Source organism: Rhodoferax ferrireducens (genome assembly GCF_031458075.1).
Taxonomy (GTDB): Bacteria; Pseudomonadota; Gammaproteobacteria; order Burkholderiales; family Burkholderiaceae_C; genus Rhodoferax_B; species Rhodoferax_B ferrireducens_A.
The window spans coordinates 31,614-46,103 of sequence record NZ_JAVDXT010000004.1 but is presented as its reverse complement, the minus strand read 5'-3'; the positions used below and the strand labels follow the sequence as shown (position 1 = coordinate 46,103).

15 protein-coding genes are annotated in these 14,490 nt (G+C 63.8%); 11 read left to right on the top strand and 4 right to left on the bottom strand.

The window, feature by feature from the left end:
* Positions 1 to 15: 15 nt before the first annotated feature.
* From erpA to J2X19_RS18640, 4 genes are all read right to left on the bottom strand, one after another.
* Entirely contained in the window at positions 16 to 381 is a 366-nt protein-coding gene (erpA, locus tag J2X19_RS18655; protein WP_092758362.1) for an iron-sulfur cluster insertion protein ErpA, read from the bottom strand.
* Positions 382 to 540: 159 nt separating this feature from the next.
* A complete protein-coding gene (gene rpsI, locus J2X19_RS18650) occupies positions 541 to 933 on the bottom strand; it encodes a 30S ribosomal protein S9 (RefSeq protein ID WP_116607384.1) in 393 nt (130 codons plus the stop codon).
* A 10-nt stretch (positions 934 to 943) separates the two neighbouring features.
* Positions 944 to 1,375, bottom strand: a complete 432-nt coding sequence (gene rplM / locus J2X19_RS18645; RefSeq protein WP_092758364.1) for a 50S ribosomal protein L13 — start codon at positions 1,373 to 1,375, stop codon at positions 944 to 946.
* 186 nt (positions 1,376 to 1,561) lie between these two features.
* Positions 1,562 to 3,163 carry a serine/threonine protein kinase gene (locus tag J2X19_RS18640; RefSeq protein WP_310375418.1) on the bottom strand — a complete coding sequence of 534 codons (1,602 nt, stop codon included), beginning with the start codon at positions 3,161 to 3,163 and terminating at the stop codon, positions 1,562 to 1,564.
* Between the two features lie 74 nt (positions 3,164 to 3,237).
* On the opposite strand from J2X19_RS18640, the gene J2X19_RS18635 reads away from it, so the two are divergent.
* The 11 genes from J2X19_RS18635 (at position 3,238) to J2X19_RS18585 (ending at position 14,456) form a co-directional block, all read left to right on the top strand.
* Positions 3,238 to 4,140 (top strand): 23S rRNA (adenine(2030)-N(6))-methyltransferase RlmJ, encoded by a 903-nt coding sequence (locus tag J2X19_RS18635; RefSeq protein ID WP_116607386.1) that lies wholly within the window; start codon positions 3,238 to 3,240, stop codon positions 4,138 to 4,140.
* A 234-nt stretch (positions 4,141 to 4,374) separates the two neighbouring features.
* Complete coding sequence (locus tag J2X19_RS18630; RefSeq protein WP_092758367.1) at positions 4,375 to 5,370, top strand: BMP family lipoprotein; 996 nt, start codon at positions 4,375 to 4,377, stop codon at positions 5,368 to 5,370.
* Between the two features lie 42 nt (positions 5,371 to 5,412).
* The gene (locus J2X19_RS18625) at positions 5,413 to 6,942 is read left to right on the top strand and encodes an ABC transporter ATP-binding protein (RefSeq protein ID WP_116607468.1); all 1,530 of its coding nucleotides are present in this window, start codon (positions 5,413 to 5,415) and stop codon (positions 6,940 to 6,942) included.
* A 4-nt stretch (positions 6,943 to 6,946) separates the two neighbouring features.
* Positions 6,947 to 8,041, top strand: a complete 1,095-nt coding sequence (locus J2X19_RS18620) for an ABC transporter permease (protein WP_116607387.1) — start codon at positions 6,947 to 6,949, stop codon at positions 8,039 to 8,041.
* On the top strand, positions 8,041 to 9,006 hold the full coding sequence (locus J2X19_RS18615) for an ABC transporter permease (RefSeq protein ID WP_310375416.1): 966 nt from the start codon (positions 8,041 to 8,043) through the stop codon (positions 9,004 to 9,006). Before J2X19_RS18620 ends, J2X19_RS18615 begins: the two co-directional genes overlap by 1 nt.
* 13 nt (positions 9,007 to 9,019) lie before the next feature.
* The gene (locus tag J2X19_RS18610; RefSeq protein ID WP_310375413.1) at positions 9,020 to 9,949 is read left to right on the top strand and encodes a ribokinase; all 930 of its coding nucleotides are present in this window, start codon (positions 9,020 to 9,022) and stop codon (positions 9,947 to 9,949) included.
* Between the two features lie 30 nt (positions 9,950 to 9,979).
* Positions 9,980 to 10,963, top strand: a complete 984-nt coding sequence (locus tag J2X19_RS18605; protein WP_310375411.1) for a nucleoside hydrolase — start codon at positions 9,980 to 9,982, stop codon at positions 10,961 to 10,963.
* Positions 10,964 to 10,985: 22 nt separating this feature from the next.
* Positions 10,986 to 11,828 (top strand): 2OG-Fe(II) oxygenase family protein, encoded by an 843-nt coding sequence (locus J2X19_RS18600; RefSeq protein WP_116607390.1) that lies wholly within the window; start codon positions 10,986 to 10,988, stop codon positions 11,826 to 11,828.
* Between the two features lie 158 nt (positions 11,829 to 11,986).
* Positions 11,987 to 13,627, top strand: coding sequence for a bifunctional UDP-sugar hydrolase/5'-nucleotidase UshA (ushA, locus tag J2X19_RS18595; RefSeq protein WP_310375407.1), 1,641 nt, complete (start codon positions 11,987 to 11,989; stop codon positions 13,625 to 13,627).
* A gap of 155 nt (positions 13,628 to 13,782) precedes the next feature.
* Positions 13,783 to 14,088 (top strand): DUF6172 family protein, encoded by a 306-nt coding sequence (locus tag J2X19_RS18590; RefSeq protein WP_092758374.1) that lies wholly within the window; start codon positions 13,783 to 13,785, stop codon positions 14,086 to 14,088.
* Between the two features lie 5 nt (positions 14,089 to 14,093).
* The gene (locus J2X19_RS18585; protein WP_310375405.1) at positions 14,094 to 14,456 is read left to right on the top strand and encodes a hypothetical protein; all 363 of its coding nucleotides are present in this window, start codon (positions 14,094 to 14,096) and stop codon (positions 14,454 to 14,456) included.
* Positions 14,457 to 14,490 lie beyond the last annotated feature (34 nt).

Here is a 14,490-nt window from a genome sequence, read left to right as displayed (position 1 = left end):
GCAAGCGCAGCAAGCTCAGGCAGAGAAGCTGGAGCCGCAGCCACAGGTGCTGGTGGCGTTGGGGTTCTTGATGACGAACTGCGCGCCTTGCAGATCTTCTTTGTAGTCGATCTCGGCGCCCAGCAGGTACTGGTAGCTCATCGCATCGATCAGCAAGGACACGCCATTCTTGGTCATGGTGGTGTCATCTTCGTTGGTGATCTCGTCGAAGGTGAAGCCGTACTGGAAGCCAGAGCAGCCGCCGCCTTGCACAAACACCCGCAGCTTGAGATCCGGATTGCCTTCTTCGGCGATCAAGTCGGCCACCTTGGCAGCAGCGCTGTCGGTGAAGACGATGGGGGTCGGCATTTCGGTCTGGATGTTTTCGGCAAGGGCGCTCATGTGGGGTACTCCGTAAGAATCTGGGTGATGCTACTGCAATTCCCGACTTAAGTTGCGGGGCAAACAATTTGCCGGTATCGGCAGTGCGGTCTTTTCAAAAACAAAAACCGCCAAAACCCGAAGGTCTGGCGGCTTTTGCGGACACAAGGGTCGCGAGGCTTAACGCTTCGAGAACTGCTTGCGGCGGCGAGCAGAGTGCAAGCCGACCTTCTTACGTTCGACTTCGCGCGCATCACGCGTCACGAAACCGGCTTTGCTCAGCTCAGACTTGAGCGTTGCATCGTAGTCGATCAGGGCGCGGGTAATGCCGTGGCGGGTTGCGCCAGCCTGGCCGGACTCGCCACCACCGTGCACGTTCACCATCACGTCGAAAGTCTCGGCGTGGTTGGTCAGTACCAGGGGTTGCTTGCAAATCATGATCGAGGTAGCACGACCGAAGAATTCGGTGATGTCTTTACCGTTGACCTTGATCTGGCCGGAGCCTTTTTTCAGAAACACACGAGCGACGCTGGATTTGCGACGACCGGTGCCATTGTTCCAATCACCAATCATTTAGAGCTCCTTAGATGTCCAACACTTTGGGTTGCTGGGCGGTGTGGGGGTGCACAGCACCACCGTAGACCTTGAGCTTCTTGATCATGGCGTAGCCGAGCGGGCCCTTGGGCAGCATGCCCTTGACGGCTTTTTCCAAAGCGCGACCTGGGTGCTTGGCTTGCATGTCGCGGAACGAGATGGCAGAAATGCCACCTGGGTAACCGGAATGGCTGTAGTAAATCTTGTCAGTCGACTTGGCGCCGGTGACACGCAGCTGGGCTGCGTTGATGATGACGATGAAGTCACCGGTATCGACGTGAGGCGTATAAATGGCCTTGTGTTTGCCGCGCAAACGGAGAGCAACTTCGCTGGCTACTCGTCCGAGGACCTTGTCGGTCGCGTCAATCACAAACCACTCGTGCACCACGTCAGCGGGTTTGGCGCTGAAAGTTTTGGTCATGAGTTTTCTCTTTAAAAGAATGGTTTGGCCAACCCTAGGGGTTGGCGTCCTAGCAGCCCTTTTCCACGGTCGGCGTCTCTCTGGTGGAGATCTCTTAGGTGGGTTGGAACCTTCGCCGCGGGGCCAGCTAAACGCTGCGAAGCCTTTGATTATACAAAGTTGCCTCGCTGTCCGTCAAATGCGGGCCTACCGCCGCTGTTGCTGCTGGGCCAACAGGCGCTGGGTGTTGTCCACGCACACCGGCAGATCGGCAAATTCCGGCTTCTGGCATTCACGGTACATGCACATGGAACGGGTGAAGAAATTGCTGTCGCCACACAGAGTCGGCTGTGGCGTCTTGCTGGTGCGGTAGTGCGCCGCCAGCTCAGAAGGGGTGGACACCGGCGCCGCACGCGGCTCCGCACGCGCGCTCTTGGCCGGCGGCGGCGCAACAGTCCGCTTGCGTGGCTCGCTTTTGGCCACCGGCTTGGCAACCGCCACAGGTTCTGCGACCACCTCCAGCGTGATCGGTTCGTCCAGCACCTCCGCCACCGCAACTTCAGCAGGCGGCACAACCGCCGCGACCGGCAGCGGCTGCTCGGGCCCATGGGCCCACCAGGCGGCCGACGCCAGCACGCTGGCCAGCGCCAGGGATGCCAGCACCGCCGGCATCTTCCAGCGCCGCGGCTCCACGTCCACCACGCTGTCCAGCACTGCCAGGCCATCGGCCGACTGCCGCGGCGGGTACATGAACTGCGTCGGCAGTTCTGCCAGGTCCATAGGCCCCGGACGCGCCCGCCGCGCCTGCTCTTCGCGCGACAACTGCCAGCCCGGCCCCATCTCGGCACGCCAGTCGAACTGGGCCATATCCCGCGGCGTCTGCAGCCCCAAAGCCTGGGAGAAGTCGTCTACTGACTGCGGCCGCTCTTCGGGGCGGATCGCCAGACTGCGGTCCAACGTAGACACAAACGCGGGCGAATACGCCCGGCCATGCTCGGCCTGGGCCAATTGCGCGACATCCTGCATGCTGGGCATGCGGTCGCGCAATACGCGGAAAGTCGCGGGCAATGGCAAGTCGTTGGCCAGGCAACCATGGACCACCGCCGCCAGCGAATACAGGTCGCTCCAAGCCCCCTGCTCCATGTCGCGGGCATCGGCATACTGCTCGATGGGCGCGTAATTCACCTTGAGCACCGCTGTGTGCCGGCGGCTCAGGTCGCCAATCGCCCGCCGGGCCGCGCCCAGGTCCAGCAGCACCGGTGGCCCGCTGTCCTGCAGAAAAATATTGTCGGGCGATACATCCCGGTGCACCGTGTCCTGCGCATGCAGCAGCTTGAGCGCCTCCAGCACCGACCACAGCACCTGGCGCAGCCAGGCCTCGGGCGGCGGATGGCGCATCTGGCTGCGCGCCTGCTTGAGGGTCATGCCGACATACAGCGGCATCACCATATAGGCCGTGTTGTGCGCTTCCCAGAAGCGGAACACCTTGACCAGCGACGGGTGGTCGAAGCGGGCCAGCAAGCGCGCCTCGGCCACGAACGACTGCAGGCCTGCGCGGTAGCTGGCGCCGTCCAGCGACGAGCGGATGGACACCGACACCCCCTCGGCGCGCCCCGCCAGCGCGGTTGGCATATATTCCTTGATCGCCACCGAGCGCTGCAGCGAATGGTCGTAGGCCTGGTAGACCATGCCAAAGCCGCCCACCCCCAGCAAGCGGATGATCTCGAACTCACCCAGCCGTGCGCCATTGGGCAGCGCATCGGTATGGAGCACCTTGGGGGGCACGGTGAGATGGACGGAGTGGCTCATGGATCGGTACGGAATGGTGCGAAGTTTAGTGCCCATGGCAACACCGCAGGTGCCGTGCTCGTTACCATAGGGGTATGTTTAGTTACCGTCACGCCTTCCATGCAGGCAACCACGCCGATGTGCTCAAGCACACGGTTTTGATTGCAACCCTCAAATACCTCGCCGAAAAAGACCCGGCCCTGGCGGTGCTGGACACCCATGCCGGCGCCGGTCTGTACCGGCTGGATGGCGACTACGCCGAGACCAGCGGCGAGGCGGCCAATGGCATCCTGAAGCTGCTGGCAGCCCCCGAGCCCGGCCAGCCCCCGTTCCAGCCGGCGCCGGCGCTGCAAGACTATCTGGACATGGTGGCCAGCTTCAACAAGTCGGGCGGCAAAAAAGTCTACCCTGGCTCGCCGTTCATCTTGCAACAATTGTTACGCGACCACGACCGGCTCAAGCTATTTGAACTGCATCCCACCGACAGCAAAACCCTGTCGGCCAACATCGCCCAGCTGGAAGCCGGCCGCCAGGTCGCGGTGTTCCGCGAAGACGGCTTTGAAGGCATCCGCAAATTTCTGCCCCCACCGAGCCGCCGCGCTTTGCTGCTCTGCGACCCTAGCTATGAAATCAAGAGCGACTACAGCCGTGTGACCGAGATGATTGGCAACTGCCTGAAGCTGTTTGCCACCGGCACCTACGCGGTCTGGTACCCGATCATTCCGCGCCCCGAAGCCCACGACCTGCCGCGCAAGCTCAAAACCCTGGCCACCAAGGCCGGCAAGAGCTGGCTGCACGCCACCTTGACGGTCAAGTTCAGCAAGCTGACCACCGATGCGGCCGGCGAAGTCAAGCGCCCTGGCCTACCCGCCAGCGGCATGTTCCTCATCAACCCGCCCCACACGCTGAAAGCGGCGCTCAAACCGGCCCTGGAGCAGATGGTGGAGCGCCTGGGGCAGGACAAGCACGCCACCTCGACGCTGGATTCGGGCGGCTAGGCCGACAGACGCAGCCCGGCGACAGGGCGACAACCCGGTCGCCGCGGGCGGATCGTCCGCCATCCATTGGCGGTTTCAAATTACGAAATTCGATATATCCGGTATCAGCAGACACTGGTTTTCGCCACTTCCCGGGCGCTTAAATTCGCTTAGCATGTAGCACCGCTCGGCGGTTCCCCGCTACACAGCGTGTGGCGGTCCCCTGCATTCCTTTACTCAACCCATTTGTCCGCTATGAAAATCACTTCCATTTCCCTGGCTGTAGCTGCTGCACTGTGCGCATTTGGAGCCCATGCCGCCGACCCCAAACTGGCGCTGGTCTACGGCAGCGGCGGCAAGTTCGACAAGTCCTTCAACCAGTCGGCCTACGAAGGCGCAGAGCGCTTCAAGAAGGACACCAAGATCGGCTACCTGGAAGCCCAGGTGAATTCGGATGCGCAAAGCGAGCAGGTGCTGCGCCAGATGGCCCGCAAGAACGTCGACCTGGTGGTTTCCATCGGCTTCTCGATGACCAATGCGGTGACCACCGTGTCCAAGGAATTCCCCAAGGTCAAGTTCATGATCATTGACGACGAGGTCAAGGGCGACAACGTCAACTCCGTCACCTTCAAGGAGCAGGAAGGCTCGTACCTGGTCGGCGTGGCCGCTGCACTGGCCAGCAAATCGCAAAAAGTCGGCTTCATCGGCGGCATGGACGTGCCCCTGATCCGCGCCTTCGGCTGCGGCTATGCCCAGGGCGTGAAGGCAGTGGACCCCAAAATCGAAGTCACCCAGAACATGGTCGGCACCACCCCCGCAGCCTGGAGCGATCCGGCCAAGGGCGGCGAGCTGGCCCGTGCGCAATTCGACCGCGGCGTCGATGTGGTGTTCGCCGCCGCCGGTGGCAGCGGCATGGGCGCGCTGCAAGCGGTCAAGGACAAGGGCAAGCTCGGCATTGGCGTGGATTCCAACCAGAACCCGCTGTACCCCGGCTTCATCCTGACCTCCATGCTCAAACGCGTGGACAACGCCACCTACGATGGCTTCATGAGCGTCAAGAACGGCACCTGGGCCGCCGGCGTGACCAACAAGGGCCTGAAAGAAGGCGGCGTGGACTGGGCGCTGGACGCCAACAACCGCAAGCTGATCACCCCCGCCATGGAAACCCGCATCAAGCAGGCCGCCACCGACATCAAGTCGGGCAAGGTCAGCGTGGTGGACTACCGCGCCGCCAACAGCTGCCCCGTCTAACCAGGAGTGGCGTTGACGCTGCAACACAAGGGCGCCACCGCCGTGGCGCCGGTCGTGGAATTCCGGGGTATTTGCAAACAGTTCGGCGCGGTCAAGGCCAATGCCAACGTCAGCTTCCAGATCCGCAAGGGCTCGATCCACGGCATCGTCGGAGAAAACGGCGCCGGCAAATCCACGCTGATGAGCATTCTGTACGGCTACTACCAGGCCGACAGTGGGCAGATTCTGCTGGACGGCCAGCCCGTTCCCATCCGCAACAGCCAGGAGGCCATACAGCGCGGCATCGGCATGATCCACCAGCACTTCATGCTGGTGGACAGCTTTACCGTGCTGGAAAACATCATGCTGGGCGTAGAAGGCGCGCTGGTGCTGGACGCGAAGTTCAAGATCGCCGAGCAAAAGCTGCGCGAACTCGGAGCCCAGTACCAGCTGGAAGTCGACCCGAATGTGCGAGTGGAACACCTGTCGGTGGGGGCACAGCAGCGGGTTGAAATCCTCAAGCTGATCTACCGCGGCGCCGACATCCTGATCCTGGACGAGCCCACGGCGGTGCTCACCCCGCAGGAAACCGACGCGCTGTTCGCCATCCTGCGGGTGTTCCGCGACCAGGGCAAAACCATCATCCTGATCACCCACAAGCTGCAAGAGATCTTTGCGCTGACCGACCGCGTCACCGTAATGCGCGCCGGCACCGTGGTCGGCGAGGTCGATACCGCCAGCAGCAGCCGCGAAGCCGTGGCCGGCCTGATGATCGGTCGCTCGATCGAGTCCACTTTGTCGCGCGGCCCCTACCAGCCCGGGGCGACGGTGTTGGATGTATCCCACTTGGGCCTGCAGAATGCCCAAGGGGTGAAGCTGCTCGACGACCTGAACTTCTCGGTGCGGGCCGGCGAGATTGTGGCCATCGCTGGCGTCTCCGGCAACGGCCAGTCGGAACTGCTGGAGGTACTGGCCGGCATGCGCCTGCCCAGCCAGGGCGACATCCGCTACCAGGGCAAGCTGCTGCCGTATACCGGCCGGCGCGATGCCGACGGCCTGCCCGCCACCTACCGCAGCCTGGGCATCGCCCACGCGCCGGAAGACCGCTTGCGCGAAGGCCTGGTCAAAGCCAATTCGGTGGCGCTCAACACCTTGCTCGGGCACCAGAACGACGCCGAATTCGCCGCTGGCTGGCTGCTCAACCCGCCCGCCATCCTGGCCCATGCGCAACAGCTGATCCAGGAATTCGACGTGCGCCCCACCGACCCGCAGCTGCGCGTCGGCTTGCTCTCTGGCGGAAATCAACAAAAAGTGGTGCTAGCGCGGGAAATTGCTGCGAAGCCTGCTCTCATTTTGATAGGACAACCGACACGTGGCGTGGACATCGGCTCGATTGAAACCATCCACCGCCGGCTGCTGGCCCTGCGCGATGCCGGCATTGCCATCGTACTGGTCTCGGTAGAGCTGGAAGAAATCTGCGTGCTGGCCGACCGCACCCTGGTGATGTGTGGCGGCCGCATCACCGGCGAGCTGGCGGCTGGCGAATTCGATACCACCCGCATCGGCTTGATGATGGGCGGCGTAAGCCACTGAACTTATGAACCCACACAATCTGCCCGGCTGGGCCACCAACCTGCTGCTGCCCATACTGAACCTCGTCTCGGCCATGCTGGTGGCCGGCGTGGTGATCTTTGCCCTGGGCGAAAGCCCCATCGAGTCGCTGGGCATCCTGGTCAACAGCGCCTTCCTGAATCCCGAGGGGCTGGGCTACACCCTGTTCTACGCCACCACCTTCATCTTCACCGGGCTGGCAGTGGCATTTGCGCTGCATGCCGGCCTGTTCAACATCGGTGGCGAAGGCCAGATGTACATCGGCGGCCTGGGCATGGCGCTGGTGGTGCTGAACATGGACGCCCACTGGGGCCCCTGGGTGGTGATTCCGCTGGCGATTGCGGCCAGCACCGTGTTCGGCGCGGCCTGGGCTTTCTTGCCCGGCTACTTGCAAGCCAAGCGCGGTAGCCATATCGTGGTGACCACCATCATGTTCAACTTCATCGCCTCCTCGCTGATGAACTACATCATCGTCAGCCTGCTGATCCCGGTCGGCCAGCAAAGCACGTCGAGCCGCCAGTTCGCCGCCTCCGGCTGGCTGCCGCGGCTCAACGACTGGCTGCCAGTGCTGGGCCAGACTCCAGTGAACATCAGCTTCCTGCTGGCACTGCTGGCGCTGGGCGCGTATGCGCTGGTGATGTGGCGCACCTCCTGGGGCTATGGCGTCAGCACCGTCGGGCTGAACCCGCACGCCGCCCACTACGCTGGGATTTCCATCAAGCGCACCATCATCGGCGTGATGGCGGTATCGGGTGCGCTGGCCGGCATGGCGGCAGTCAACAGCCAGATGGGCTCGTCGCACAACCTGGGCCTCAACTTCACCGCTGGTGCCGGCTTCATCGGCATCGCGGTGGCCCTGATGGGGCGCAACCACCCGATCGGCATCCTGCTGTCGGCCATTCTGTTTGGCGGGCTGATCCAGGGCGGCTTCGACCTGTCGCTGGAAAAGTCCAACATCCCGCCCGAGACGTTTGTGTTCATCCAGGGCCTGATCATCCTGTTCTGCGGCGCGATGGAAAACCTCTACGCCCCGGCCCTGGCCGCGCTGCTGCAGCGCTTTAAAAAGACGAGTGCCGCCTGATGGACGATATCCAACTCTCCAGCATCCTGGTCGCCATGGTGCGCAGCGCGCCGGTGCTGATTTTTGCGGCCCTGGGCGGCCTGTTCGCCGAGCGCTCGGGCATCGTCGACATCAGCCTGGAAGGCAAGATCCTGGGCAGCGCATTCGCCTCGGCCTGCGTCTCCTATGCCACGCAAAACCCCTGGTTCGGGGTGCTGGCCGGCATTGCGGTGTCCTGCCTGCTGGCCTTGCTGCACGGCTATGTGTGCATCCGGCAGCGCGGCAACCAGCTGGTGTCGGGCATGGCCATCAACATCGCCGTCAGCGGCCTGACCTTTGTGCTCGCGCAGTTTTTCTTCCAGCAGGGCGGGCGCTCGCCCTCGCTGGACGAAGGGCGCTTTGGCGTGCTCAACATCCCCGGCACCCAGGCCCTGGCCGATGTGCCGCTGCTGGGCTGGCTGCTGCGCCAGCTGATCGGCGGCCATACCGTGCTGGTGTACCTGGCGTTCCTGGCGGTGCCGCTGGTGCACTGGGTGGTCAACCACACCCGCTTTGGCCTGCGCCTGCGCGCCGTGGGCGACAACCCGCACGCGGCCGACACGGCCGGCATCAACGTCGGCCGCACGCGGTTTCTGGCCCTGCTGGTCGGCGGCGTGCTGTGCGGCCTGTCAGGCGCCTACCTGGCGATCGTGCAGACTGGATTCTTCCTCAGCGACATGTCGGCCGGCAACGGCTTTCTGGCGCTGGCGGCGCTGGTGTTTGGCAGTTGGCGCGCGGTGCACACCACGCTGGGTTGCCTGATGTTTGCGTTCTTCAGCGCCCTGCAGATCCAGCTCGAAGGCGTGGTGCTACCCGTCATCGGCAAGGTGCCGGGCTCGCTGATCCAGATGATTCCCTACATCGTCACCGTCATCATCCTGGCGGGCTTCATGGCCAAGTCGGTCGCCCCCAAGGCCATCGGCGTGCCGTTCATCAAATCCCGTTAACCCTTTCTGTCCCATGATTTTTGTTGCTGGCTCGGCCAATCTTGATTTTGTAGTGCGTGCCTCCCACATCCCCGCACCGGGTGAAACCGTGCTGGGCCGCGCGTTCCAGACCTTCCCCGGTGGCAAGGGCGCGAACCAGGCCATCGCCTGCGCGCGCGCCGGCGGCGCACCCACCCATATGCTGCTGGCGCTGGGCGACGACGCCTTTGCCCAGCCGCTGGAAGCATCGCTGGCCGACGCCGGCGTGGTGTCGCACGTGGTGCGCACCCCGGACACGCCTACAGGCACCGCCTTCATCTGCGTCTCCGACGACGCCGAAAACGCCATCACCGTCGCCCCCGGTGCCAATCTGGCCCTGCAAGCCAAGCACCTGCCGCCGCTGGCCGGCTTCAGCCACCTGCTGCTGCAACTGGAGACACCGCTGGACAGCGTCACCGCCTACGCCCAGGCCGCGCAGGCGCAGGGCGTGCAGGTGGTGCTGAATGCCGCCCCCGCCCAGCTGCTGCCGCCAGCCTTGCTGGCCACGGTGGACGTGCTGGTGGTCAACGAAGGTGAACTGGCCAGCGTGGCCCAGCACCAGGGCAGCGTGGCTGAGTGCCTGGAGCGCCTGGCCGTGCCCTGCGTAGTCGTCACCCTGGGCCACCGCGGCTGCTGCGCCCGGCTGAACGGCCAGATACTGCTGCAAGCCGCCTTCCCGGTGACGCCGGTAGACACCACAGCCGCTGGCGACAGCTTCTGCGGCGCACTCACCGCCGCCCTGGCCCAAGGCCACAGCCTGGCGCTGGCCATGCAATACGGCAGCGCCGCTGGCGCCTTGGCCTGCACCCGGCCTGGTGCGCAGTCCAGCATTCCCACCCACGCCGAAGTACAGGCTTTGGTACAGAACGGCACGCCCGCGGGCGCGGATGCCGAACTGCGCGCATTCTGCGGTTTCCCCGCCTAACCTCTTTTACCTAGCATTGGACCGAACGCCATGAGCACACCTACCAAAGTCATTTTTGATACCGATCCTGGCGTGGACGACGCTATGGCCTTGTACTTCGCGCTGGCCCACCCGGCCATCGACGTGGTCGGCATCACCACCACCTTCGGCAATGTCACGGTGGAACAGGCAGCAACCAACGCCCTGTACCTCACGGCCATCGCCGGCAAGACGATTCCCGTCACCAAAGGCGTGGCCACGCCCTGGGTCAAGCCCGGAGAAGCGCCGCCGGCCTTCATCCACGGCGCCGACGGCCTGGGCAACCTGGCTTCGCGCGTCGCCACCAGCAACCAGCTGGACCCACGCTCCAGCGCCCAGTTCATCGTCGACATGGCGCGCGCCCACCCCGGCGAAATCACCCTAGTGGCCGTCGGTCCGCTGGGCAACCTAAGCCTGGCCCTGAAGCTCGAACCCCAGCTGCCCAAGCTGCTGAAGGAAGTGATCCTGATGGCCGGCACGGTGGTCGAGCCCGGCAACGTCTCCCCGGTGGCCGAAGCCAATGTCTGGAACGACCCGCACGCGGCCGACCATGTGTTCACCGCCGGCTGGAAGCTGACCATGGTGGGCCTGGACGTAACCCACCGCGTGATCGTGCCGCTGGCCATGTTCAAGAAGATTGCCGACAAGCAAAAGCACATCGCCACCGACGTGCTGCACCACGCGGTCAGCTTCTACGCCGACTTCTACAGCGGCATCTACCCGCACGTGGCCAAAATCCACGGCTGCTTCGGCCACGACGTGCTGGCCTTCATCTACCTGGTGAACCCCGAGCTGTTCGTGATCGAGTCGGGCGCCATCCGCGTCGCCACCGAAGGCATCGCCAACGGCCAGACCATGATGAAGCGGAAGGACATCTTCCACCCGCAGGCCGGCTGGGCCGACAAGCCGGCCACCCAGGTCTGCATGCAGGTCCAGGCCGAGGCCTGCAACACGCTGCTGGAAGAAGTGCTAATGTCGGACTGGCTGCCGCGCTAAGCCCTGCCAAGGAGAGGTATCCATGCAATTCCCTGTCGTCAATTACCACAGCCCCACCGCTGCGCAAGACTTCTGCAAAAGCCTGCACGAGACCGGTTTCGGGGTGTTGGCCAACCACCCGCTAGACCAGCATCTGGTGGACGGCATCTACGCCGAATGGCTGGCCTTCTTCGGATCCGAGGCCAAGCACAAGTATGCGCAGGACCCGGTGAAGTTCGATGGATACTTCTCGCCCGCCGTGTCGGAAACCGCCAAGGGCAACGACAAGCGCGACCTCAAGGAGTTCTACCATATCTACCCCTGGGGCCGCTATCCGGCCGAGGTGTCGGATGCGGCGCAGCGCTACTACAAGGAAGGCAGCGCCCTGGCCGCCGAGCTGCTGAAATGGGTCGAAGACAATTCACCGCCCGAGGTGCGGGCCCGCTACTCCGAGCCTCTGCCGAAGATGATCGAGGGCTGCGACCAGACCCTGCTGCGGGTGCTGCACTACCCGCCGTTGCGCGGCAACGAAGAACCCGGCAGCGTGCGCGCCGCCGCCCATGGCGACATCAACCTGCTGACCATCCTGCCCGCCGCCACCGAGCCCGGCCTGCAGGTTCTGGGCAAGGACCAGCAGTGGTACGACGTGCCCTGCGACTTCGGCCTGCTGATCGTCAACATCGGCGACATGCTGGAAGAGGCCTCGGGCCACTACTACCCATCTACCACCCACCGCGTGCTGAATCCCACGGGCGAAGGCCGCTTCAAGTCGCGGGTCTCGCTGCCGCTGTTCCTGCACCCGCGGCGGGACGTGGTGCTGTCCGAGCGCTACACGGTGAAAAGCTATTTCGACGAGCGCATGCAGGAACTGCGCGGAAAGAAGTAGGCTCACCCCCAGGCTCCACGCTGCGCGTTTCCGCCCCCCCCCTTGCAGGGGGCGATACCAGTGGCCCGGCGGAGCCGGTTCCACGGTATCCCTGGAATAAGACAGTCGCGTACCTTGGCCCCTGTCTTGCTTTTCTCTCGTTCATCTCAGGAGTTCCCATGCAAATGCCAAACCGCCGTTTCACCCTGCTCTTGCTGGTCGCCGCCCTGGCGGGCTGCTCGTCCATGGGGTCCAAGGGCCCGGAAAAAGACAAGACCTACAACATCACCGTCCTGCACACCAATGACCACCATGGCCATTTCTGGAAGAACAGCGATGGCGAGTACGGTCTGTCGGCCCAGAAGACCGTGGTCGACCAGGTGCGGGCCGAGGTGGCGGCGGCCGGCGGCTCGGTGCTGCTGCTGAGCGGTGGCGACATCAATACCGGCGTGCCCGAATCCGACCTGCAGGACGCCGTGCCCGACTTCAAAGGCATGAACCTGCTAGGCTTCGACGCCATGGCCGTGGGTAACCACGAATTCGACAAGCCGCGCGTCGTGCTGAAGATGCAACGCGACCTGGCCACCTTCCCCATGCTGTCGGCCAACATCTACGACAACGGTCAACGGATGTTCGCGCCCTACAAGATCTTCAACGTCGGCGGCGTGCGCATCGGCGTGATGGGCCTGACCACCGAAGACACCTACAAGATGGTGCACCCCGACAACGTCAAGGGCGTCGAATTCCGCAGCGTGATCGCCGAAGCCAACAAGGTCGTGCCCGAGCTACGCAGCAAGGCCGACGTGGTCATCGCTGCCACCCACATGGGCCACTACACCAACGGCAACCACGGCACCCAGGCCGAGGGCGATGTGGAGATGGCCCGCGCCGTCAAGGGCATCGACCTGGTGGTCGGCGGGCATTCGCAAAACCCGGTCTGCATGAAGGCCGAGAACGTGCGCGACGACGCCTACGTGCCCGGCACCGCCTGCGCCCCGGACCGGCAGAACGGCACCTGGATCGTCCAAGCCCACGAATGGGGCAAGTACGTGGGCCGCGCCGACTTCACTTACCGCAACGGCGAGTTCAAGCTGGTCAAATACGCGCTGATCCCGATCAACCTGAAAAAGACCGTCAAGACCGACGACGGCAAGACCGCCAAGGTGGTCTACACCACGGAAATCGCCGAAAACAAAGAGATGCTGGCGCTGCTCACGCCGTACCAGAACATCGGCCAGGAAAAGCTGGGCATCACCGTGGGCAGCAGCGATGCCCGCATCGAAGGCGACCGCAGCGTGATCCGCGCCCAGCCGGCCGCCATGGGCGTGCTGGTGGGGCTGTCGATGATGGACAAGACCAAGGCCGACTTCTCGGTGGTCAATGCCGGTGGCGTGCGCGACTCGCTGCCCGCCGGCCCGTTGACCTACAAGGACGTGCTCAAGGTCCAGCCGTTTGGCAACACCATCGCCACCGTGGATCTGACTGGCGCCGAAGTCATGGACTACCTGAACGCCGTCGCCAAGATGTCGGTCGGCTCGGGGGCATTCCCGCAGTTTGCGGGCGTGCAGCTGGTCATCACCGGTGGCGTGGTCAGCAACGCCCGCATCCGCGGCGCGGCCGTGGACCCCGGCAAAACCTACCGCCTGGTGATCAACAACTTCCAGGCCGTGGGCGGCGACGGCTACCCCAAGATGCTGGCCCACAAGAGCTATGTGGACACCGGCTTTGTCGACGCCGACGTACTGCGCAGCTATATCACCAGCCGCAGCCCGCTGAAGGCCGCCGACTTCGCCCCGGGTGATGCCGTGGTGCGCAAGTAAGCGATTTATAAAAAATCGGCCGCTGGCGCATATTCCATCTGCGCCAGCAGCTATTTATTTAATAGCAAAACCAACTCTAGGGCGCCAGGCCCCATAATCGAGCGCCTGCCGTGTGCCATCCAACCAGGATGGCAGCGGTCTCTCAAAGGCACTCTGTGAAGAAAACGTTCCCCCTGGACATCGAAGGCAAGCACCGCGACCGCGTGCTGGATGCCACCAAACACGAAATCCGCAAATACATCAAACGCCAGCTGCGCGTACCCCTGCCAGAAGGCGTGGACTACTGGGACTGGGATTGCCGCTTCGGCAGCAGCGCCGACACCGCCGTGGTCGCGCACTACGCCGCCATCACCAAGCTGATCGACGAGATCGCCGCTACTGGTGCGCCCTCGTTCTACATCGAGCTGGTAGCCAAGAACGGCGTGCGCAGCGCCAAACCGGCAGCCCCTGCACAGGACTGAGCCGCATGCTCTACCTCGACTTTGACTACAGCGAAGACGAGCTAGGCTGTGGCGCGTTCGAGGCCATGGCCTCAACCCGGCCCGAGCAGGTGCCGGCGGTGCGCCAGGAAGTCAAACAGGTACTGGATTGGGCGCACACGGCCTTCCCCGGCATGCGCGCGCCGCTGGACGATGGCGGCGAATGGGACTTCTACCTGCACGGCCAGCAGGAATGGACAGCCACCGAAGAAATCCACTACGACGCACAGAGCCGCGAGCTGCATGTGCAGCTGGGCCCGCAAGGCCTGCCGCGGCACACGCTGACCTTGTCGCTGACCGGCAGCGCGCAATTCTGCGATGCCTTTCGGCAGCGCTTTCTACCGGACTGATCAGCGCATGCCCTGCGTGAGCAGGGCACATCTA